Below are 20,800 nucleotides of genomic sequence, written 5' to 3'. Positions count from 1 at the left end.
TTGTGCACACAGACAAGGAACTTTTAGTAAAAGGGCTCAAATTCATTGGTTACACCGTAGCTTTAATGTTCTTGGCACCTTTTACAATATATCAAGCTTTTAAGAATCAGGAGCATCCTGCCTACATACCTGTTTTAATTATAGGAATTATCTTAGCCATTGCAGCTATTGGTCTTGGGTTTTACACCATCAAAATCTTTATGGATTCCTTATTTGGGAAGAAACCTAAGAACTAATCCTTTTGTTTGGATTCCTTCTTCCATTTATTGCTCAACTGCGCATAGTCATAATCCAAGACAGATTTTTGCCGTTGCAGCTTATCTGCAGCAAATGCTCGTTGTAAAATATCTTCGATTAAATAATCTTCGTGAATTCTTTCAGGATGAAATTCCTCCTTTATACTTATTTTAAAGGCTTTTGCAGTAGTGTTATACCAAAAGGCCCGCCACCCATTGCGAAGTTCCTTGACCAAATTAAATGCAGTATTTCCTGTTTGCCTATAAATTAATTTTATCAGAATCTGGCCTTCGGTACGTGTTAATTTTTTCAGTTCAGATGAAAACTCACCCTCAACATATTTTTGAACAGTTTTGGTATATTTTTTTCGATGTCTCCTCTTTTTGATTTTTGTAAGACTATCATTCATTTCTGCCAGTCGCTCTGCAGCCAACTTGGCATACGGATAAACCTTAAGTGTCTTTCTCCTAAGAATATAGTATCTAAGTTTCTCCTTTCTATCTGCAAACTCCAATTTACCAAATAGATACACTTCATCCAGAGCTATGGAGCTATGAAGAATGGAATCCCCTTCAAATCGCACATAATAATCCTGGATAGAATCCTTTTCCATTTCCTGCGAAAGTCCAAGGGCACCCACTAGCATAAAAAACAGAATGGTACAATATCTAAACATTCGGGACAGTCTGAAATTTAGCCAAAATTAAGGATAAACCCCTAATCCAGCTATTAAATAAAAGTGAATATTGTTATGTTTGTGGACTAAATGATATACATGGCAGCATCAAAAATAATTACCGCTAAATCACTAAAGTTCTTTGAAAAATATCTGAACAATGCATCCCCAACCGGTTACGAGTGGGAAGGGCAAAAAATTTGGATGGACTATCTTAAACCCTATGTGGACGATTTTATCACGGACACCTATGGCACTGCAGTAGCGGTTGTAAATCCTGATGCTCCCTACAAAGTGGTCATTGAAGGGCATTCTGATGAAATTTCATGGTATGTGAACTATATTACAGACAATGGACTGCTCTATGTTATAAGAAATGGAGGTAGCGATCATCAAATTGCACCATCAAAATGGGTTAACATTCATACCAAAAAAGGAGTGGTAAAAGGCGTTTTTGGATGGCCTGCCATCCATACGAGAAATAGGGCAAAAGAAGAACCACCAAAACTGGACAACATTTTTATTGATATCGGTGCCAAGGATAAAGAAGAAGTTGAAAAAATGGGCGTTCATGTAGGTTGTGTGATTACCTATCCCGATGAATTTCAAGTGTTGAATAAGAACAAGTTTGTATGCCGTGCGTTGGACAACCGTGCTGGTGGGTTTATGATTGCGGAGGTTGCTCGCTTGTTGCATGAAAACAAAAAGAAATTACCTTTTGGATTGTACATTACTAACTCAGTACAAGAAGAGATTGGGTTGCGAGGGGCCGAAATGATTACACAGACCATTAAACCAAATGTTGCCATCGTTACAGATGTGTGCCATGATACCACCACCCCAATGATCGATAAAAAGAAAGAAGGTGAAACATCTATTGGTGCCGGACCTGTGATTTCTTATGCCCCAGCAGTACAAAATAAGCTTAGAGAACGAATTATTGAGACCGCCGAAGCCCATAAAATACCATTTCAACGATTGGCGTCTTCCCGCTATACGGGAACAGATACGGATGCCTTTGCCTATAGCAATGGTGGTGTGGCTTCAGCTTTGATTTCCTTACCACTCCGTTATATGCATACCACGGTGGAAACAGTGCATAAGGATGATGTTGAGAACGTGATTCGCTTGATATATGAAACGCTTCTCACTTTAAAGGATGGGGAAACGTTCAGTTATTTTGACTAAAGAACCATTGTCAGTTCGAGCGCAGTCGAGAACTATATGATTATACTTCGTGACCCATCGATTGCGCTCGAGGTGACAAAGCAAAGAGTTTTGATGGACGAGCTAATCGACATTTTAGATGAAAGCGGAAACCCTACTGGGCGGACATGCCTAAAATCGGAAGCTCATTTAAAAGGTCTTTTCCATCCTACCATTCATGTTTGGTTCTATACTTTGGAAGGACAGCTGCTATTTCAAAAAAGAGCAAGGAACAAAGATACCTTTCCATCACTATGGGATGTTTCTGTGGCCGGACATATTGGCGCCGGTGAGGATATAAAAATAGCAGCGACCAGGGAAGTTGAAGAAGAGATAGGATTGACCATTGCAATCTCGGATTTAGAGGGGATTGGAATGTTCAAATCCATGCACCAACACTCTGAAACCCTAATCGACAATGAATTCCACCATAACTTTTTGTGCGTGCTAAAGGTTCCTTTATCGGAATTAAAAAGGCAAGAAAGCGAAGTGGATGATTTAAAACTGTTTGCCTGGGAAGATTTTAAGAAAAAAGTGGAGCAAAACCAATTGGAGGGATTTGTTCCACATGAATTATCCTATTACCAAACAACAATCTCCGAAATCGAGAGAAGAATATAATCTTTCGTTTTCCTTGTTATTTTGAACTTGCTCAAAATGTTACTGAGAATAGTTCCTTACCTTAAATCAAGGGAAGGTGTCCAAAGGACGGAAGGAATTGTTTTAGGTCTACCCTTTCCGCTGTTACTACGTAACACCACCTTTCCCTACAACGAAGGGAAAGGAATTCTTGATATAATCAAGATTATTTGGTGGATTGTAGATTAGCCACAAACGCTTCGTATTTATCCAAAGCATAGGTCTGCTGCTCACCGTTGACCATATTTTTGACCACAAACTCCCTTTTGGAGAGCTCTTGGTCGCCAATCATGATTACATAAGGAACATTCCGATTGTTGGCGTACTTCATCTGCTTTTGCATTTTGGTCGCCGTTGGATATACTTCTGCCTTGATTCCTTGATTTCGTAGTTGCCCAACCAATTTTAAGCAAGCCAAACTTTCTGCCTTACCAAAATTGATACAGAGCACATCAATAGATTTGTCCAAAGTTTCTGGGAACAGTCCAAGTTCTTCTAGAACCAGATACGTACGATCCAATCCAAAGGAAATACCCACACCGCTCACACCTTTTAATCCAAATATACTTGTAAGGTCATCATACCGGCCACCACCACCAATAGATCCCATTTTTACACCTTCCGGGGCGCTCACCTCAAAAATGGCACCAGTATAATAGTTAAGACCGCGCGCCAAAGTGACATCCAATTGTAATTTTGCTGATTGCAAACCTATTTTCTCAACAGTGTTTACAATCTCTTCCAGTTCAACAACACCTTGCATGCCAATTTCTGATGTCTCCAAAAGGGATTTTAACCGGTTCAATTGTTCTGCCGCAGAACCTGACATGGCAAACAAAGGTGAGGCCTTCTCCACAGCTTGCTCAGAAATACCTTTGGCCTTCATTTCTTCCTTCACCTTCTCCTCTCCTATCTTGTCCAATTTGTCCAAAGCCACCGTAAAGTCGATCAGCAAATGTTTAGCCCCTATCACTTCGGCAATACCAGAAAGTACCTTTCTATTATTGAGTTTAATGGTAGTACCTGTTAATCCTAAATCGGTAAAAACGGCATCGTACAATTGTACGAACTCTACTTCTTGCAATAGCGAATTTGCTCCAACTACATCGGCATCACACTGGTAAAACTCTCGAAAACGTCCTTTTTGGGGCCTATCTGCTCTCCAAACGGGTTGAACTTGGTATCGTTTAAATGGAAAGTCAATTTCATTTTGGTGCATGACCACATAACGTGCAAACGGAACCGTAAGATCATAACGCAATGCCTTTTCTGAAATCTTGGGCGTCAACGAAGTTGAGTTCTTGGAACTGTAAGTTACATCGTCCACCTTGGAGATAAAATCCCCTGAATTCAAAATCTTAAAGATCAAGCGGTCGCCTTCATCACCGTATTTTCCCATCAAAGTATCCGAATTTTCAAAAGACGGTGTTTCTATAGGCTGAAAACCATAGACCTCAAAATGCTTTTTAATGGTATTGATGATGTAATTGCGTTTGGCAACTTCAATGGGTGAAAAATCCCTGGTCCCTTTAGGTATAGATGGTTTTTGTGGCATGCGTTAAAATTCTGCTGCAAATATAAGTTCTTATCCGATTCTTTATCATGGGGATTAGTGCGAATTTCAAGGATTTTCTCATATCAGACATCGGACATCCAGAGCCCCAACAATCCAAGTATCCAATAATCCAAACCCTATCCATCAATCCAAAAAGGGGTATTCATAAATTTTAGGTGGAATTTTAAGTTAAATTTTCCGATCTTCACTTATCGGGCGATATAGCTCATTAAAACGAGCGATATCTTAAACGTTGTAGCACATTAAAGAAATGACAGAAAGCGAATTCATAGACTATTGGAATAAGGAATACAAAGAATCGTTGCCAATCAATCACGAATTGAAAATGGTATATCCTGACAGGTGGTTTAGAATTCATAGTCTTCCTGAATCAAAAAGATACGCTGAAAATGAAGACGAGTATAAAATCATACTTGACCGACAAAACCAATTGATTAACGACCTGATTGGAGAAGAATCGGAAGTAGCAATATCATTCGGACTCTACAGGTGGGATTCAACTAATGACAATTATAAAGAGTTAACCGACTTTGGAGAATTTCAAAAGGTCTTGAGAATTGATTTGCAAAAAGAAAGACCAGAGGAATATGAAGACGAAACGTATTTTGACATTTATGTGAAAACTGAAAGTTGGAAAAACGGAAGCAGAAACGAAATACTCAAAGCTATTGCTGATGATGAAATAAGAGCAATGTTTGTCAGTCCGTCAAAAAAATGTGTCATTGCACCTTATGAGGGTGGAGTTGATGTGATTGTTGACTCGACCGAAAAAAGAGACAGACTTAAAGCTAAATACGTGGATTGGCTTTCTGACCGCGAAGATGGAATGTAAAAAGAAAAAAACGTGCTACAACAAGGTGTATAGCCAATAGGGCGTTTAGTGATAAATTGAAAGTTCTGTTCTTTGAGCAGGCAACGCCAAAACAAAGTTTTGACGTTTAACAAATAGAAAATTAAAGGTAAAAACGTTTGTTTTGGCTTAGTGGTAAACCGAAAGTGAAGTGCTTCGAATCTGCCCTACTGTCCATACACGGAACGATAAGTGCAATCCAAAAAAAACAATTTTATCGCTTTTGTAAACCATGAGGAAAAAGTTATCATTTAAATGAACAATCCAACTTCACTTTATTCCATGATCTTATCAAACCATTGGTAGAGTTCTCCTTTGGTAATAACAGCACCTTGCTTAATAAGCTCAAATTTATCTGCGTTTTTATCTTCAGAGTAGGCTTTGGAAGCGGTAAGGTATTCCACAAAATCAGATTGGAAGTTGCGTTTGAACCAGCCAAAACCTTCCTCGGTTCGCAAATCTATCTCCGGGTTCATCACTTTTACCGAAAACAGCTTCATTTCCTTTTCCGTTAAATGAAACAAATGCATCTGCAGTTCAGAAATGTTTTCTAGGTACTCCACTTTGGAAAGCACACCTTCCCAGACCAGATCACTGAATACATCTATCTCTTCTTCGGCAACTTGGGGCTTTTCTGCTTTAATGTTGGCCCATTCATCCGCTGTAATGGATTGGGTAGCCAAAAAGTTAATGAACTCAGGGTGTAATTCCTCTAATTGTTGCTGCGTCAGTCGTGCATATTTCATCTAACCTTCATTTAATTCGGCAAAAATAAAAAAGGCCGCGCTTTTGCGCAGCCTTTTATGTAACTAATACTTCTTTTTACCTTAAAATATATATCGAATACCAAATTGTGCTTGCCATCTGGATAAAAGGCTTTGGTCATAACCAAAGGTTCCTCTTTGGTTCAATGATGTATCAAAAGAATATGTTGGTGTATTGTTGGCATCAATAGATGTAACGGACAATGGATTTTGATTGTTCGGTAATTGAATCAATCCCCAATCGGAGCTTATCAAATTACCAAAATTCAAGACATCCACACTAAACTGAACAGTGTGTTTTTTCTCATTGATATAGAAATTATAGTCTTGCAACAGTTTAACATCCCATCTGCTTCTCCAAGGTGCCAATGCACCATAACGCTCCATATAACTACCTCTGTTATCACTTAAATAGTCATCTTGTTGAATATAAGCTTCAAAGTCGTTGGCCATAGAAGGATCTACAAACTGCATTTGCTGTACTTCAGAAGTTGTTGGAATGTACAAAAGGTCATTATTCTGGAAAGAACTGTCTCCATTTATGTTGCCTCCATAGGTGTAATTGAACCTTCCTCCTTTGGCGTATTCAAAAAATGTGGAAAGCGTTGTTCCCCATCGGTCATTGTTTCCATACACAAATTGCTTGGACACTACCCCTACAAAACGGTGTGTGTCCCCATATTTGGAAAAGGAAAGTACATCTTGGTTGGCATTTCCGGTTGTTGGGTTAAAATCGAAAGCATCACCGGTAATCTCCGCTTCTATGGAATTTACATCTTTTGCATTAAGATAGTTGTACGCAAGGCTTGCATATAATCCACCATTCCATGTTTTTTGTGCTTTTAGGGTTGTATTCCATATTCTTCCCTTATCAGAATTTGTAAAGACGTAAGCGTTGTTACCCCTATCTCCCGCAGCATAAAATGGTCTATTATCACCAGGGGCATTCAATGTTTGTGATGGGTTTCTCAATCCCCAGTTTTGCACATGTGCCCCATTAATATCCTTAGTATAGGAAACATCAATGGTAGCTACCAGACCATTTTCAAAGCGATGGTCCCCTCCAATATTGGTTCTCCAAACTTGTGGCCATTTAAAATCTGGATCTACAATCTGGTAGAAGAAAAAGTCCAATCCTTGAACTTGGTTTCCTAACCATACAAATGGAAAGCGACCGGTAAATATCCCACTTCCACCACGTATTTGGGTGTTTTGGTTTCCATGTACGTCCCAATTAAAGCCTACTCGGGGCGATATTAAGAAATCATTGCTTGGTAATGTTTCCGAATCCAAAAGAGTTTCTTGATCGGTCTGCGGATTGAAGTATGAGATTCCCGGACTGAACGTAAAGGGCTTTCTTGCTATATTTTCCCTGATCTTCTCGCGTGTATCAAAATAAAGTGGTTTATCAAACCGGATTCCGTATGTCAATTTAAAGTCATCGGTAACATCCCATTCATCTTGCAGATAAAATGCCATTTGGCCTACATTGGTCTCGGCCAGGGCCCATCCACCAGGATTACCAACTCCAGCTGCATTACTTCCGTTAAAAACATTCCTAGCATTGCTCAATGCAGCCGCCATAGTGCCATCATTTACATCAGTAAAAAAGGCATTGAGGTCATTGTAGGCTGCAAAAACACCAACTTCTTGTTGAAAATCCCCATTTTCATCATAGCCATAGGCTCCAAGGTTAAAGGAGTTGGCAAACTGGAATTTTTCAAAAGAAAAACCAATAGTATAGGTATGGTTACCTTTAAAATAATTTAGGTTATTGGTCAACTGAAATACTTTTTGGTCCAGTTCATTGTTAATCGAAAATGGCTCATGCCCCGCAATAATATAGTTGGTTCCTGCTCCATCACGAATGGTAATGGCAGGTGCCGGAGAGGATAGCGGATTCCTAAAATCATCAAAATGGGTATAGCCCACCTGAAGTTTATTGATTACTTCATTAGATAGTGTAGAATTTAATTCAAGCTGAACAGATTGAATCTTATTATTAATTTCATATCCTGAATTTTGGAACTGAAGTGTCTGTAAACTTGGTCCCCTAACACCAATTGCTGTTGGGTGGGCAGGTTTTTCCTTAGAAGCATCCAAGAAATTATAAATCAATGCCAATCTATTGTTCTCGTTAATATTCCAATCCAGTTTAAAGATTCCCTTGGTAGATTTAGAGCCATAGGTGAAGCCTTCATAAAGTCCCGTGTCATAGCCCAAACCTGCTAAAGCAGTCTGTACAGCCATCAAATCAGATTCTAAAACCCTAGATTCATTACTTGCTCCAGAACCTGTATTGGGAACAAAGCCATTAGAACCCAAATCGGTTCGTTCATCCTTTTCAAAATTGGCAAAGAAGAATAGTTTGTTTTTTACCAAAGGCCCACCAATACTAAAACCGTATTGATTTTGTTTTAAATCTGGCCTTATAGCTTCTTCACCAGCAATTTTATTCCCTGTTAAGCTTTCATTTCTAAAAAAGCCATAGACAGTACCGTGGAACTCATTGGTTCCACTTTTGGTCACCGCGTTAACGGAAGCCCCCGTAAAACCAGATTGAGTAACATCATAAGGTGCTATGGCCACCTGTATTTGATCAATGGCATCAAGAGAAATGGGTTGAGCATCTGTTTGTCCTCCTGGAGTTGGGGCATCCAATCCAAATGGGTTGTTAAAAATTGCGCCATCCAACGAAAAATTATTGTACTGATCATTTCTACCTCCAAATGAGTTTCCTGTTGAAGAGGGCTCCAATCTGGTAAAGTCCTGCGCCGATCTAGAAATTGTGGGCAATCTAGTGAGCTCTCTTCGGCCTACACTGGTTTCAGCTCCAGTTCTATCACTTCCAAATGTTCCGGTTTGGTCAGAAACTACAACAACCTCATCCAAAACTTGACTATCTGATGTTAAAGCAACATTGTGGTTAAAGGTCTTACCCAACGTAAGAAAAACATCATTCTTAACATTGCTCTTGAATCCAACATATGAGATAGTAATCTCGTAAGGGCCACCGACCCTAAGATTGAGGAGATTAAATCTACCTTCATCATTGGTAATTGCTCCATAACGAGTTCCTGTTGGTGTGTGAACAGCTACAACATTAGCTCCTAAAAGTGGTACTTGTTGGTCATCAACAACGGTTCCCCGTATGTTGGAAGTGGTTACTTGGGAAAATGCCGAAATGGATACTACTAAAAATAGTACCATTAATGGTAAAATTTTCTTCATAATATGTGAGTTAGTTTTTTGAGTATCTACAAACATAGACAAAAAAAAGAGCTATGCACGCATAGCTCTTTATAATTTATTAACCGAAATTTAAACTGTAGTTATTTTGCTTCGGCTACTACTTCGAAAGGGAAATCAACAATAACTTCTCTGTGAAGTCTGATCTGGGCATCATATGGCCCAACTCTTTTAATTGTCCCTCCTTTTATATTGATAAACTTTCTGTCTATTTGATGACCAGCTTTATCTAAAGCGGTAGCCAAATCAATATTGTTTACCGAACCAAACAATTTATCACCTGCACCTACTTTTGCAGGAATACGGATTTCCAATTGTTTTAATGCTTCGGCTTTTTTATTGGCCTCATCAATGACCTTCTTTTCTTTATGGGCACGTTGCTTTAGGTTTTCTGCCAACACTTTCTTTGCAGAAGGGGTTGCTAAAGCTGCCAATCCTTTAGGGATAAGGTAGTTTCTTCCATAACCGTTCTTAACTGTTACGACATCGTCCTTAAAACCTAAATCCTGTATATCTTCTTTTAGAATAAGTTCCATTCTTCAGTGTTTTTTATTTCAACATATCGCCAACATACGGCATTAAGGCTAGGTGACGAGCACGTTTAACGGCTTGGGCCACTTTTCTTTGATACTTTAAAGAGGTACCTGTAAGTCTTCTAGGAAGCAATTTACCTTGCTCGTTTACCAACTTCATCAAAAAATCAGGATCTTTATAATCAATATACTTGATACCAGATTTCTTGAACCTACAATACTTCTTTTGTTTATTGGTCTCAATGTTCAATGGGGTCAAATACCTGATTTCCCCATCTTTTTTTGATTTTGCTTGTTGTTCTATAGATGCCATAACCCTATGCCTTTGCTTTTAATTTAGTTCTTCTTCTTTCTGCCCAAGAAATAGCGTGTTTGTCCAACTTAACAGTTAGAAAACGCATAATGCGCTCATCTCTTCTAAATTCTAGCTCGTAAGGAGAAATTACTTCACCAGGAACGGTGAATTCAAATAAGTGGTAAAAACCACTTTTCTTGTGTTGAATGGGATAGGCCAATTTCTTAAGTCCCCAGTTTTCTTTGGAGACCATTTTGCCACCATTCTTAATTAAGAAATCTTCAAATTTCTTAACTGTTTCCTCTATCTGCGTTTCAGACAGAACGGGATTCAAAATGAAAACAGTTTCGTAATGGTTCATATATTATATTTTTAAAGGAGCGCAAAATTAGTGATAAATAGTTCTTTGCGCAAGAAAAGCTAAAAATCTTCGTTTAAAGCACAAGAGTTATTAACATTCATGAACCAATTAAACCTACGTAACGTATATGGTAATGTACACAACAAAATAGACCATGTTTACATCTTTTGTTGCAGTTAAACGTCATTTTTGTGTAATTTGCCGATGATTTAAAACCCTACAAATCACCCCATTCTATGAAATTAAAAAGTATAATTGTAGACGACTCCTCAATGCAACGGATGGCCGTTGCTAAATTGGTCAACAATCACCCTCATCTTGCCCTTGTAGCCGAGTATAGTAATGCTATTGAGGCCAAGAACGGGCTTAAGAACCACGACATCGACCTTATTTTTTTAGATGTTGAAATGCCAATCATAAGTGGTTTTGACCTTTTAGAGGCCTTGGAGAACCCTCCACAAGTAATTTTAATCACAGGGAAGCCTGATTACGCACTCAAGGCTTTTGATTATGATGTTACCGATTACCTGCACAAACCCATTACATTAGCACGTTTTGAATCCTCAGTAAAAAGAGCGGTTGCCAAATACGAGCAATTGAACAGGGTTGATGAGGATGAGGAGCATATTTTTGTAAAAAGTAACCTTAAAAAACGTAAGGTTATCTTAAATGATATTAAATGGATTGAGGCATTGGGAGATTATATTAAATTGGTGACCGACGAAGCCAATATTGTAATTCTTTCCACCATGAAAGCTTTTGAGAAGCAATTACCGGCCGAAAAGTTTTTGAGAATCCATAAATCTTACATTGTGAATCTAGAAAAGATAGAAAAGTTCAACAGTAAAAATGTTGAGGTTGGGGGAAGACAGATTCCATTAAGTAGAAATAAAAAGACAGAGTTGGCAGAAGCGCTTGCCAATGTATAGTTAGTTATATGTGGTCTACATTATAGACCAGTCTTATACTCTTATACTTAGAAATAGCATTAAAGGATTTTTCTATTCTTTTAATGCTGTTTTTTGTTTGGGCCATTGACTGACCTTTTGGAATTTTAATCAAGATATTTTTAAGATACTCTCTGCGAATTCTAGCCACAGGCGGATACTCCGGTCCAAGTATTTGTTGCCCCAATACATTTCGCAATGAACTTGCAAACCATTGGGAAGCATCATTCAATTTATTATAATCCCTATCTTTTAGGGTAAGCTTTATTATACGCACCAAAGGTGGATACTTAAATTGTTCTCGTTCATAATACTGCTCCTCAAACATTTTGTCATAATTGTTGGTGGTCACTTGTTGCAGAATTTGATGATAAGGATTATACGTCTGAATTAGCACCTTACCTCTTTTCTTTGTTCTACCTGCTCTGCCTGCTACCTGTGTCAACATTTGAAAACTTCGTTCATGGGCACGATAATCCGGAAAATTCAATAGAGAATCGGCGTTCATAATGCCCACTAAACTCACATTTCTAAAATCCAATCCTTTTGTTACCATTTGCGTACCCACAAGCACATCCATCTCTTGCTGTTCAAACGCTGTGATTATCTTTTCATATGCATACTTTCCCCTTGTGGTATCCAAATCCATCCTGCCCACGTTGATGTCTGGAAAAAGTTGCTGTAACTCCTGCTGAATCTGTTCGGTTCCAAATCCTTTTTTATCCAACGTATGGCTTCCACATGCCAAACAACTTAGCTGCAATGCCATATGATGTCCACAATAGTGGCACCGCAATTGGTTTCTATGTTGATGATAGGTTAAACTAACATCACAGTTAGGGCATTGGGCCACATGTCCACAAGTAGTACATTCAATGATAGGTGAAAAACCTCTACGGTTCTGGAAAAGAATGATTTGTTCTCCTTCTTCCAAAGTTTCGGCAATTGCATTGAACAAGGTTTCCGAAAAATGACCTTTCATTCGCTTTTTTCGTGTCGCCTCTTTAATATCTACCAAGGAAATATCTGGCATTAACACATCTCCAAAACGATATTTAATAGATGCATAACCATATTTTCCTTTTTTGGCGTTGTCCATGCTCTCTATGCTTGGTGTGGCAGACCCCAATACACAATGAGCATTGTGCAGCGCTGCCAAAACAACAGCTGCATCCCGGGCATGGTAACGGGGAGCTGGATCAAATTGTTTAAAGGAACTCTCATGTTCCTCATCCACAACCACCAACCCTAAATTAGAAAATGGTAAGAACAAGGATGATCTGGCACCTATTACAATTTGCGCCTTATCCGCATTGGTAAGCACATTGTTCCATACCTCAACACGTTCATGGATACTGTATTTTGAGTGATAGATCGCTACTTTATTTCCAAAGTACTGACGGAGCCTGTTGATCAATTGCGAAGTCAAGGCAATTTCAGGCAATAAATAGAGAGCTTGCTTCCGTTGAGCCAAACAATTTTCTATTAATTTAATATAAACCTCGGTTTTTCCTGAGGAAGTTACCCCGTGCAACAAAGCAGTTTTATTTAACTCAAAACTCTTTTTGATTGACTCAAATGCTTCTTGTTGATAGGAATTTAAGGTAATTCCCACCACCTTATCCACATCTACTTCATACTGAACCCTATCCGTTTGAATATGGTATTCCTCAAGAATGGATTTATCAATAAGTGCTTTTATAACCGCTCTGGAACTACCACTTTCCTTTTCCAAATCTGTAACAGGAATTGGTTTTTTGGATTTTGCCTGAAGTTGAAACAGGGACAGTACCACTTGGCTTTGCTTTGGGGCCCTAGTAAGGCTTTGCAGTAATTCTTCCAGTTTTTCCTCACTTTGATGTGCCTTTCCAAGTTTTACATAGCGCACCAATTTGGGTTTATATTGTTCGTAAAGCTCTTCTTTTTGAAGTACGACTCCTTTCTGTACCAATCGGTTAACCAAGGGCAATACATTCTTTTTGTCAACAATGCCACTGATTTCTCCAATCTTTAGCGATGTTTGATGTTGCAGGGCTTCGAAAATCAGGAACTCATCGTCCTTTAGCTCCATTTCATCAATTTCCACTTCCTTGTTGGGTAAAACCAAGGTTTCACTTTCTAATAGAAATGCGCTTGGCAATGCACTTCGAAGGACTTCTCCCAAAGTACACATGTAATATTGGGCAATCCACTGCCAATGTTTTAATTGAAATTCATTCACCAAGGGAGTTTCATCAAGAATCTGATAGATTTCCTTGGCTTCATAGGCCTCTGGTCCGCTCTGATGGATATTGAATGCCAGTGCCGTGTAAATCTTGGACTTTCCAAAGGGAACAGCAACCCGCATTCCAGCTTTTAAAAAATAGGCTTCTTGCTCAGAAACCTTGTAGGTAAAGAGCCTTTCCAGAGGAATGGGAAGTACAACATCTAAAAAAAATCCCATACGCTATTCCTCAATAACCCTATGCCAAGTCTGGGTTCTATATAAAAATGCTAAATAGCCTCTTACTTTTAGCTTGTTTGTGTCTTTGGGGTCTAACCATACCTTTCCTCTAAATGTCATTGCCTGTTCTGGATCAAAAAGCCTATTCCCTTTATACTCGCCTTTGCTGTTTCTCTTATAGTTATCCATTATCTTCATCCCGGTAACAGGCTTATTCTTTAAATCTCCTTTACACTTAACGCAAAGTGCGTTTTCTTTTCCTTTTTCAAGAATCTTTAAAATCTTGGCTTGTAGAAGGCCATTTTCTTCATAAACTTCCACAATGGCTTTGGTAATTCCATTGCGGTCATCCACAGTTTTCCATTTTCCAAATACAGTCTGTGACCATGAAAAATGGAATACAAACATAAAAATGATCATCAGTATTTTATGTAGTACCTTGCTGTTGTCTTTCATGCTTTTTCTTTAAGGAATTTAGCGTTGCGTTCAATTCAAACCCCAATAATAGGATGTTGGAGTTTAGCCAAATGAACACCATTAAAATCAATAATCCTCCTAAAGCTCCGTATAATTCGTTGTATCTGGCAAATTTTTCCACATACACACCAAAAAGATAAGAGGTAAGTACAAATAGCAATGTGGTCATCAATGCTCCCGCAGAAAAGAACTTTGCCTTTCTGCCTTCTGCCGTACCGAAATAATATAAAATGGCTGTGGTCAAATAAGATAACAGCATAAAGAATAAAATCTTGGTCACCTGAACTCCTACGGTATCGCCTTTTTCCACATCATAGCCCAAGGTCTTACCTAAATATTCACTGGTGTACTCAACTATATAGAATTCAAAATATACGAAAGCTACAGCACCCAAAATCAACAGAATAGACAAAATCATGCCCACCATTAACGCATAAGCATATTGTCTGAAGAAATTCCGAGTCAACTCTACGTGATAAGAATTTTCGAATCCGCCAAAAATGGCATTTACACCGTTGGCCACCAAAAAAATAGAAAGCAAAAAAGCAGATGATAATAATCCTCCGCGCTTTTGATCTTTGATCTGCTGATAGATATCCCCAAAATAATCACTGGTAGCTGACGGCAAAAAAGATTCCAAAAAAACGAGAAATTGAGAATCAAAATTTTCGTTTCCCACACTTGCATAGGGTATTATCCAGGGCACTAGGGTCACTAAGAAAATTAATAATGGAAAGAGCGCCATAAACAAGCTAAAAGCAATGGAACTTGCCCGTGCGGAAAGGGTTCCTTTAACAATGCCCAATAAGTACATTTCCAAAAGGTCATAGAAAGATAGTCCCTCAAAAGCTTTTAGTTTAATGCTCTTGAGGAGACGAACCAACCAATTTATGATTGGAATCTTCTCTAACCGTTCTTCAATTGCCACCGACATATAATTATACTGCTTTTAAACTAAGATCCATATTATGCACAGAATGGGTCAATGCACCAGAAGAAATATAATCCACCCCACACAGCGCATAATCACGAATGGTATTTTCATTAATCCCTCCTGAAGATTCTGTCAAGCATTGGTCCGCGATTAAAGCAACGGCTTTTTTGGTTTCTTCGTAATCAAAGTTATCCAACAGAATCCTGTAAACTCCTTTTGTCTGTAATATTTCTTCCACTTCATCCAAATTTCTGGCTTCCACAATGATTTTTAGATCTCTTTTCGTATCCAAAAGGTATCGTTGGGTTTTCTGGATAGCCTTGGTAATTCCCCCGGCAAAATCAATGTGGTTATCTTTTAGCATGATCATATCATACAGGGCAAACCTATGGTTCTCACCTCCCCCAATTTTTACAGCCCATTTTTCCAGAGCCCTAATTCCGGGTGTTGTTTTACGAGTATCCAATATTTTAGTCTGCGTACCCTCTAACAATGTTACATATTGTTTGGTTTTTGTGGCAATGGCACTCATGCGTTGCATGGCATTGAGTACCAATCGCTCAGCTTTCAAAATGCTCTGGGAACTTCCCTCTACATAAAAGGCAATATCGCCATACTTTACTTCTTCACCATCAGAAATAAGTGTTTCAACCTTCAATTCTGGATCAACATGTCCAAAAACTTGCTTTGCAAATGCAATTCCTGCAATAACACCTTCATCCTTAACCAGTAATTTGGCTTTTCCCGTTACGTTGCTTGGGATGCAGGCCAATGAACTATGGTCACCATCTCCAACATCTTCACGGATGGCATTGGCAATAATTAAATCGAGTTCTTTTTGAAATTGATCTTTGGTAATCATTTAAAAATGGGGTTTTGACGAAAATAATAAAAACATTGTTCCTGATCTGTTCTCCATAGTCATTGTTTCGTCTTAAACGTTTAATTTTGGGCATGCAGATTACATTAATTGCGATTGGCAAAACAGATAATCCCGAACTGGCCAAACTTATAACTCTTTATGAAAAACGGTTGAAACATTATATAAAGTTTCAGTTTCTCATTATTCCAGATATAAAGAACAGCAAAAATCTATCCGAAGCCCAGCAGAAGGAAAAGGAAGGGGAATTGATTCTTAGTAACATTCAACCCGCGGATGTGGTTACTATCTTGGATGAAAAGGGAAAGCAATTTTCATCCATGGAGTTTTCTCAATTTCTACAAAAGAAAATGAACAGCGGACTGAAGAACCTTGTTTTAATCATTGGCGGACCTTATGGTTTTAGTGAACAGGTGTACCAACGTAGTAACGGGCAATTGAGCCTATCCAAAATGACTTTTTCCCATCAAATGGTACGTTTGTTTTTGGTTGAGCAATTGTACAGGGGATTCACTATTCTACGGAATGAACCTTATCATCATCAATAGGTATGTTGTTAGAGGATGGAAATTTGTATTTTTCCAGTAATCCTTCCACTTTTTGCAATACCAAATGATGTGGTTTGGCAACTTCCTCAGTTTTTTCAAGTGATTTTACCATATCCGCTGACACTTTTTTCAAATGATTCAACTCTTCTCCAATGAACCCATATATTTCCCTCTGCCTTTCAGGGTTTTTCTCAACTTTTAATACATATTGAAGATCACCAATATTTTTCATGTGCGAGTTGAACACATGGGACTGGTGCCATGCTATTTCTGAAAGTTTTTTCTTTTGATTTAGGATTCTATTAATAATTGGGTTGACTATAAAAAAGAGTTCGAACAGTATAATAACAATTGAAAATATTGCCAGTTCCAGTTCTATGATCATTGTTGTTTTAATATCATTATCAGCCTTTTTCTGAAATTGACCAACAATTACATCCATAATGTTTGTGAAACGGTCAACCCTATATTTTACATCATTAAAAGATAGGTTTTTAAAGTTTTTGAAATCCTTCAGTTCAGCATACAACCATTCCAAGTGAGGGTCTAATCTTCTAAACTCTCTAAGAATTTCTGGGCTGTCCAACGGTTCTATCTTCAAACTTTTGTTGCCATGTTGTAAAAAACCATTCATTTGATAGAGCTTGGTAAGAGCAAGTTTCATCTCAGCATAATCACAGTTATGATATCTACATGAGTATAGTTCGTTCAGCAATTGTTGACTAAATGTTCGTTGTTTACCTGCAAGATTTACACTTAATGCTGTAGCCCTCTGTTTATTTAATGAATATTGTGTCATGGACTGTATAACTATAGTCAAAAACACAATAGAAACTACCAAAAGATAATACGCTCTAAAGCCTTTTTTGAAAATTTTAAACTTCTTGATTTTCATGCAGGTTAATTCAAATAGTAAGAATTAGCCTACAATTTAGTTCTTAAAAAGGATGTTCTTCTAAAAATGTTGTGAAACAAGGATTTCAGAATGTGAAAAGTCGCATTATAGAGACAACACTATTAAGCTTAATAGAGTACTCTAAACTTTATAGTATTTTCCACGTTTTTTAGCGCCTTCATTACCTCCTTATTATATTCTTTGTCCAAATCAGTAATTACATACCCTACTTCGCTGTCGGTAGATAGATATTGACCAGTAATGTTCATTTCATATTTGGCCAACACCTCACTAATTTTTGCCATGATTCCAGGAACGTTTTTATGAATATGCAAGAAACGGTGTGCATTTGTCTGCTTTGGTAATCTAATATTAGGAAAGTTAACCGCATCAACCGTATTTCCAGAATTGATGTAATCCATAATCTTATTGGGTACAAAATCAGCAATATCGCGTTGTGCTTCCTCCGTACTACCACCAACATGCGGTGTAAGAATTACATTGGGCAATCCTTGAAGCGCAGTTTGAAAACCACCATTGCTTCTTGGTTCTGAAGGATAAACATCTACGGCAGCACCCCCTAGTTTTCCACTTTTTAAAGCTTCTGAAAGTGCTTCAATATCTACTACGAATCCTCTAGAAAGGTTGATGAAAATTGCCCCATCCCGCATTTGTTTGATTTCTCGTTCGCCAATAAAATTCTTGTTGGCCTTATTGTCATCCACATGTAAAGACACGACGTCCGAAACCGACAACAAATCTTCCAAAGTGTTGCATTTTATTGCATTCCCCAACGCCAGCCTATCAGAAACATCATAATAATATACGCGCATGCCAATGGCCTCCGCCAAAACAGACAACTGTTTCCCTATGTTTCCATAACCAACTATCCCAAGATTTTTACCTCTAACCTCTTTGGAATTAATTGCTGTTTTGTTCCATTGACCACTATGAATTTCAGTACTACGGGTAAACACATTTCGCATGAGCATTATAATCTGGCCTATGGCCAACTCTACCACAGACCTGGTGTTACTGTAAGGTGCATTGAATACAATAACTCCTTTTTTCTTGGCTGCTTCTAGGTCTATTTGAGTGGTTCCTATACAAAAAGCCCCAACTACCAATAATTTATTAGCAGCTTCCAACACTTTTTGGGTCACTTGCGTTTTGGAACGTATACCCAATACGTGTACTCCCTTAATTTTTTCAATAAGTTCATTCTCAGGCAAGCTATGCTTTACCAATTCTACCGAAAAACCATCTTCAGAAAGATTATCAAAAGCTGCAGGGTGAACATTCTCCAACAATAAGATTTTGATTCTGTTTTTTGGGTACGATATATTTCTGGGCAAGTCGTTTACATACAGGAACTCATCCAAATTGGGAGTTACATGGTCCGCATTGTTCGCGGCTTTTTCACGATGTACATTTTCCGTATAGGCGAAAAACTTATCTGCAATACCGGCCTCACGCATTACATAATCACTATACCCATCCCCTATTACCTGAACCTCTCCATCTAAATCAAGATTTTTCAGGCACTCTATTTTTCCGTTGTGCGATGCCAGAACATTAGCTTCATCAAAGCCAATTATACTTCCTTCCTCATCAAATTTAAAGGTATTGGCGTATACCCGGTCTGATGGTATATTGTATTCTTCTACAATAGGATCAATAAATTCTTTGAATCCACAGGAAATGACATAAATATCATCTGAAAATTTTTCAAAAAACTCCTTATTGGAAGCGATTGATTTGGAGATTTTCTGGCGTAGTTCATCAACCAAACCATCCAAATCATTCTTATGGGCTTTTAATAATTGTATTCTTCGTTCCAAAGATTCTGTAAACGAAATATCACCATCAATTCCGAGATTGGTAATGTGCTGAATTTCTTGGATAATCTCATCCTTATTAGATTTGCCCTGTAAGGTCATTTCTGCCAAAACATCCAATGCCTCTACCCTGGTTAGGGTACTATCAAAATCAAAAACATACTTACGTCCCACTTCTACCATGTATTTCCTGAAAAAATTAAGGAATAAAAATAAACATTAATTCCATCCACAAAATTGGAAGCCCCCAAAAACGACTCAGAAATATGGATATATCAAAAAACGTATGCAAAAAGTTTTAAAATAAAGAAAAACAGGCCTCTAACTTGCTAAAACCATCTTCTTGTTGCTTTGCAATACATACTATATTCCTTACCAAATAACTTCAACAAAGCCTCCTCCTCTTTTTTAATTTGAAAGTGATTCATATAATATACAAATCCAGCAGCCAATAGCGTATTGAAGGCATTTCCCAATTTAAGTCCAAATGCCAGTAAAATCAAAAGCATACCTAAATACATGGGATTACGCGTATATTTATAAATACCATTAGTTACCAATTTACTTGTTCTTGAAAGATCAATAGGGTTTGTGGTCGTCTTAGCCCTTGCAAATTGAAATATTCCAAAAAGAATCACCAAAAAAGCCAAAATCAGTAGAAATTTGTATAGCCTTTGCCTTCCAAAAAAATCAAATTCCCCAAATGGAAGAAACTTGTCCAACACATACATTAGACCTCCAAAAATAAGCATGGCCAAAACTGGTAAAACCTTCATTGTAATTTAAAATAAAAATGGTGAAAATCGAAATTACTACTTTTAACCCTTTCCTAAATAAAACATGCTTTGAAAATTGTTTTTGCTACACATAATCCCAATAAGCTGAAGGAGGTCAAACAACTTTTACCTTCTTCTATTGAGCTCTTATCATTGGACGACATTGGTTGTTTTGATGAAATTCCTGAAACAGGTGATACCCTAGAAGAAAATGCCAAAATAAAGGCGGATTATGTTACAAACAACTATGGCCATAGTTGTTTTTCTGATGACACTGGGTTACTAATTGAAGCCTTAAATGGTGCCCCAGGAGTTTATTCAGCCAGATATGCAGGAGGACAAAAGAATGCTAAGGACAATATGACCAAGGTTTTAACCGAACTCAAAGGAAAAACCAATAGGGAAGCCCATTTTAAGACTGTAATTCACTTAAATCTTGAGGGCGGCAGCCATATCTTTGAAGGAATTGTAAATGGTTCCATCACTGAAAATGTTGTAGGGGTCAGGGGTTTTGGTTATGACCCTATTTTTAAACCCAAAGGGTTTGCCGAAACTTTTGGAGAACTACCAGCAAAAACAAAAAATTCCATAAGCCATCGTGGAAGAGCTGTACAAAAACTGATTGCATTCCTTAAAACACAAACACTGTAGTGACAAGTCTGTAAATAAGTGTACC

At 38.0% G+C, this 20,800-nt stretch carries 21 protein-coding genes; 7 read left to right on the top strand and 14 right to left on the bottom strand.

What is annotated here, in order from left to right; translation table 11 throughout:
* The first annotated feature begins 2 nt into the window (after window positions 1-2).
* Window positions 3-236 (top strand): DUF6095 family protein, encoded by a 234-nt coding sequence (locus CRO15_RS12090; protein ID WP_097046072.1) that lies wholly within the window; start codon window positions 3-5, stop codon window positions 234-236.
* Here the strand turns inward: CRO15_RS12090 and CRO15_RS12085 are convergent.
* A complete protein-coding gene (locus CRO15_RS12085; RefSeq protein ID WP_097046071.1) occupies window positions 233-913 on the bottom strand; it encodes a DUF4294 domain-containing protein in 681 nt (226 codons plus the stop codon). The genes CRO15_RS12090 and CRO15_RS12085 overlap by 4 nt on opposite strands.
* Before the next feature lie 99 nt (window positions 914-1,012).
* On the opposite strand from CRO15_RS12085, the gene CRO15_RS12080 reads away from it, so the two are divergent.
* Together CRO15_RS12080 and CRO15_RS12075 are read left to right on the top strand one after the other, a co-directional pair.
* Complete coding sequence (locus tag CRO15_RS12080; protein ID WP_097046070.1) at window positions 1,013-2,101, top strand: M42 family metallopeptidase; 1,089 nt, start codon at window positions 1,013-1,015, stop codon at window positions 2,099-2,101.
* A 93-nt stretch (window positions 2,102-2,194) separates the two neighbouring features.
* Window positions 2,195-2,740, top strand: a complete 546-nt coding sequence (locus tag CRO15_RS12075) for an NUDIX hydrolase (protein WP_097046214.1) — start codon at window positions 2,195-2,197, stop codon at window positions 2,738-2,740.
* 184 nt (window positions 2,741-2,924) lie between these two features.
* On the opposite strand, the gene hisS is transcribed toward CRO15_RS12075, so the two are convergent.
* Complete coding sequence (gene hisS / locus CRO15_RS12070; RefSeq protein WP_097046069.1) at window positions 2,925-4,313, bottom strand: histidine--tRNA ligase; 1,389 nt, start codon at window positions 4,311-4,313, stop codon at window positions 2,925-2,927.
* A 271-nt stretch (window positions 4,314-4,584) separates the two neighbouring features.
* Between hisS and CRO15_RS12065 the strand changes: the two genes are divergently transcribed.
* The gene (locus CRO15_RS12065; RefSeq protein WP_097046068.1) at window positions 4,585-5,166 is read left to right on the top strand and encodes a DUF3885 domain-containing protein; all 582 of its coding nucleotides are present in this window, start codon (window positions 4,585-4,587) and stop codon (window positions 5,164-5,166) included.
* 293 nt (window positions 5,167-5,459) lie between these two features.
* Here the strand turns inward: CRO15_RS12065 and CRO15_RS12060 are convergent, their stop codons facing one another.
* From CRO15_RS12060 to rpsF, 5 genes are all read right to left on the bottom strand, one after another.
* The gene (locus CRO15_RS12060) at window positions 5,460-5,930 is read right to left on the bottom strand and encodes a DUF6495 family protein (RefSeq protein WP_097046067.1); all 471 of its coding nucleotides are present in this window, start codon (window positions 5,928-5,930) and stop codon (window positions 5,460-5,462) included.
* Window positions 5,931-6,011: 81 nt separating this feature from the next.
* Entirely contained in the window at window positions 6,012-9,179 is a 3,168-nt protein-coding gene (locus tag CRO15_RS12055) for a TonB-dependent receptor (protein WP_097046213.1), read from the bottom strand.
* A 101-nt stretch (window positions 9,180-9,280) separates the two neighbouring features.
* The gene (gene rplI / locus CRO15_RS12050; protein ID WP_097046066.1) at window positions 9,281-9,733 is read right to left on the bottom strand and encodes a 50S ribosomal protein L9; all 453 of its coding nucleotides are present in this window, start codon (window positions 9,731-9,733) and stop codon (window positions 9,281-9,283) included.
* A 13-nt stretch (window positions 9,734-9,746) separates the two neighbouring features.
* Window positions 9,747-10,043, bottom strand: coding sequence for a 30S ribosomal protein S18 (gene rpsR / locus CRO15_RS12045; protein ID WP_055392375.1), 297 nt, complete (start codon window positions 10,041-10,043; stop codon window positions 9,747-9,749).
* 4 nt (window positions 10,044-10,047) lie between these two features.
* On the bottom strand, window positions 10,048-10,386 hold the full coding sequence (rpsF, locus tag CRO15_RS12040) for a 30S ribosomal protein S6 (protein WP_055392374.1): 339 nt from the start codon (window positions 10,384-10,386) through the stop codon (window positions 10,048-10,050).
* Between the two features lie 236 nt (window positions 10,387-10,622).
* Between rpsF and CRO15_RS12035 the strand changes: the two genes are divergently transcribed.
* Complete coding sequence (locus CRO15_RS12035; protein WP_097046065.1) at window positions 10,623-11,315, top strand: LytR/AlgR family response regulator transcription factor; 693 nt, start codon at window positions 10,623-10,625, stop codon at window positions 11,313-11,315.
* A gap of 4 nt (window positions 11,316-11,319) precedes the next feature.
* Here CRO15_RS12035 and priA read toward each other — a convergent pair whose 3' ends face one another.
* From priA to nadC, 4 genes are read right to left on the bottom strand one after another with little or no spacing between them, the layout of a single operon-like run.
* On the bottom strand, window positions 11,320-13,776 hold the full coding sequence (gene priA, locus CRO15_RS12030) for a replication restart helicase PriA (RefSeq protein WP_097046064.1): 2,457 nt from the start codon (window positions 13,774-13,776) through the stop codon (window positions 11,320-11,322).
* A 3-nt stretch (window positions 13,777-13,779) separates the two neighbouring features.
* Window positions 13,780-14,232: a DUF2147 domain-containing protein gene (locus CRO15_RS12025; protein ID WP_097046063.1), complete on the bottom strand. Its 453-nt coding sequence runs from the start codon at window positions 14,230-14,232 to the stop codon at window positions 13,780-13,782.
* Window positions 14,204-15,187 (bottom strand): YihY/virulence factor BrkB family protein, encoded by a 984-nt coding sequence (locus CRO15_RS12020; protein WP_097046062.1) that lies wholly within the window; start codon window positions 15,185-15,187, stop codon window positions 14,204-14,206. Before CRO15_RS12020 ends, CRO15_RS12025 begins: the two co-directional genes overlap by 29 nt.
* A gap of 4 nt (window positions 15,188-15,191) precedes the next feature.
* Window positions 15,192-16,049 carry a carboxylating nicotinate-nucleotide diphosphorylase gene (nadC, locus tag CRO15_RS12015; protein WP_097046061.1) on the bottom strand — a complete coding sequence of 286 codons (858 nt, stop codon included), beginning with the start codon at window positions 16,047-16,049 and terminating at the stop codon, window positions 15,192-15,194.
* 92 nt (window positions 16,050-16,141) lie between these two features.
* Between nadC and rlmH the strand changes: the two genes are divergently transcribed.
* Complete coding sequence (rlmH, locus tag CRO15_RS12010; protein ID WP_097046060.1) at window positions 16,142-16,615, top strand: 23S rRNA (pseudouridine(1915)-N(3))-methyltransferase RlmH; 474 nt, start codon at window positions 16,142-16,144, stop codon at window positions 16,613-16,615.
* Here the strand turns inward: rlmH and CRO15_RS12005 are convergent.
* The 3 genes from CRO15_RS12005 to CRO15_RS11995 all read right to left on the bottom strand — a co-directional run bounded on the left by CRO15_RS12005 (window position 16,581) and on the right by CRO15_RS11995 (window position 20,124).
* Complete coding sequence (locus tag CRO15_RS12005; protein WP_097046059.1) at window positions 16,581-17,510, bottom strand: hypothetical protein; 930 nt, start codon at window positions 17,508-17,510, stop codon at window positions 16,581-16,583. The two genes, rlmH and CRO15_RS12005, sit on opposite strands and share 35 nt — an antisense overlap.
* Window positions 17,511-17,638: 128 nt before the next feature.
* Window positions 17,639-19,531, bottom strand: a complete 1,893-nt coding sequence (gene serA, locus CRO15_RS12000; RefSeq protein ID WP_097046058.1) for a phosphoglycerate dehydrogenase — start codon at window positions 19,529-19,531, stop codon at window positions 17,639-17,641.
* Between the two features lie 146 nt (window positions 19,532-19,677).
* Window positions 19,678-20,124, bottom strand: coding sequence for a methyltransferase family protein (locus tag CRO15_RS11995; RefSeq protein WP_313788635.1), 447 nt, complete (start codon window positions 20,122-20,124; stop codon window positions 19,678-19,680).
* 69 nt (window positions 20,125-20,193) lie between these two features.
* Here CRO15_RS11995 and CRO15_RS11990 point away from each other — a divergent pair, with 69 nt between their 5' ends.
* On the top strand, window positions 20,194-20,775 hold the full coding sequence (locus tag CRO15_RS11990; RefSeq protein WP_097046056.1) for a non-canonical purine NTP diphosphatase: 582 nt from the start codon (window positions 20,194-20,196) through the stop codon (window positions 20,773-20,775).
* Window positions 20,776-20,800: the final 25 nt, after the last annotated feature.

The sequence above is a fragment of the Flagellimonas pacifica genome, from assembly GCF_900215465.1.
Classification (GTDB): domain Bacteria; phylum Bacteroidota; class Bacteroidia; order Flavobacteriales; family Flavobacteriaceae; genus Flagellimonas; species Flagellimonas pacifica.
Note: the sequence above shows the minus strand (reverse complement) of the source record. Positions and strands in the feature narration are given on the sequence as shown.

What these genes read in the sequence shown, in the direction of transcription:
- CRO15_RS12085 (WP_097046071.1), bottom strand. Translation starts at nt 913, where the DNA reads ATGTTTAGATATTGTACCATTCTGTTTTTTATGCTAGTGGGTGCCCTT.
- CRO15_RS12080 (WP_097046070.1), top strand. Translation starts at nt 1,013, where the DNA reads ATGGCAGCATCAAAAATAATTACCGCTAAATCACTAAAGTTCTTTGAA.
- CRO15_RS12075 (WP_097046214.1), top strand. Translation starts at nt 2,195, where the DNA reads ATGGACGAGCTAATCGACATTTTAGATGAAAGCGGAAACCCTACTGGG.
- hisS (WP_097046069.1), bottom strand. Translation starts at nt 4,313, where the DNA reads ATGCCACAAAAACCATCTATACCTAAAGGGACCAGGGATTTTTCACCC.
- CRO15_RS12065 (WP_097046068.1), top strand. Translation starts at nt 4,585, where the DNA reads ATGACAGAAAGCGAATTCATAGACTATTGGAATAAGGAATACAAAGAA.
- CRO15_RS12060 (WP_097046067.1), bottom strand. Translation starts at nt 5,930, where the DNA reads ATGAAATATGCACGACTGACGCAGCAACAATTAGAGGAATTACACCCT.
- CRO15_RS12055 (WP_097046213.1), bottom strand. Translation starts at nt 9,179, where the DNA reads ATGAAGAAAATTTTACCATTAATGGTACTATTTTTAGTAGTATCCATT.
- rplI (WP_097046066.1), bottom strand. Translation starts at nt 9,733, where the DNA reads ATGGAACTTATTCTAAAAGAAGATATACAGGATTTAGGTTTTAAGGAC.
- rpsR (WP_055392375.1), bottom strand. Translation starts at nt 10,043, where the DNA reads ATGGCATCTATAGAACAACAAGCAAAATCAAAAAAAGATGGGGAAATC.
- rpsF (WP_055392374.1), bottom strand. Translation starts at nt 10,386, where the DNA reads ATGAACCATTACGAAACTGTTTTCATTTTGAATCCCGTTCTGTCTGAA.
- CRO15_RS12035 (WP_097046065.1), top strand. Translation starts at nt 10,623, where the DNA reads ATGAAATTAAAAAGTATAATTGTAGACGACTCCTCAATGCAACGGATG.
- priA (WP_097046064.1), bottom strand. Translation starts at nt 13,776, where the DNA reads ATGGGATTTTTTTTAGATGTTGTACTTCCCATTCCTCTGGAAAGGCTC.
- CRO15_RS12025 (WP_097046063.1), bottom strand. Translation starts at nt 14,232, where the DNA reads ATGAAAGACAACAGCAAGGTACTACATAAAATACTGATGATCATTTTT.
- CRO15_RS12020 (WP_097046062.1), bottom strand. Translation starts at nt 15,187, where the DNA reads ATGTCGGTGGCAATTGAAGAACGGTTAGAGAAGATTCCAATCATAAAT.
- nadC (WP_097046061.1), bottom strand. Translation starts at nt 16,049, where the DNA reads ATGATTACCAAAGATCAATTTCAAAAAGAACTCGATTTAATTATTGCC.
- rlmH (WP_097046060.1), top strand. Translation starts at nt 16,142, where the DNA reads ATGCAGATTACATTAATTGCGATTGGCAAAACAGATAATCCCGAACTG.
- CRO15_RS12005 (WP_097046059.1), bottom strand. Translation starts at nt 17,510, where the DNA reads ATGAAAATCAAGAAGTTTAAAATTTTCAAAAAAGGCTTTAGAGCGTAT.
- serA (WP_097046058.1), bottom strand. Translation starts at nt 19,531, where the DNA reads ATGGTAGAAGTGGGACGTAAGTATGTTTTTGATTTTGATAGTACCCTA.
- CRO15_RS11995 (WP_313788635.1), bottom strand. Translation starts at nt 20,124, where the DNA reads ATGAAGGTTTTACCAGTTTTGGCCATGCTTATTTTTGGAGGTCTAATG.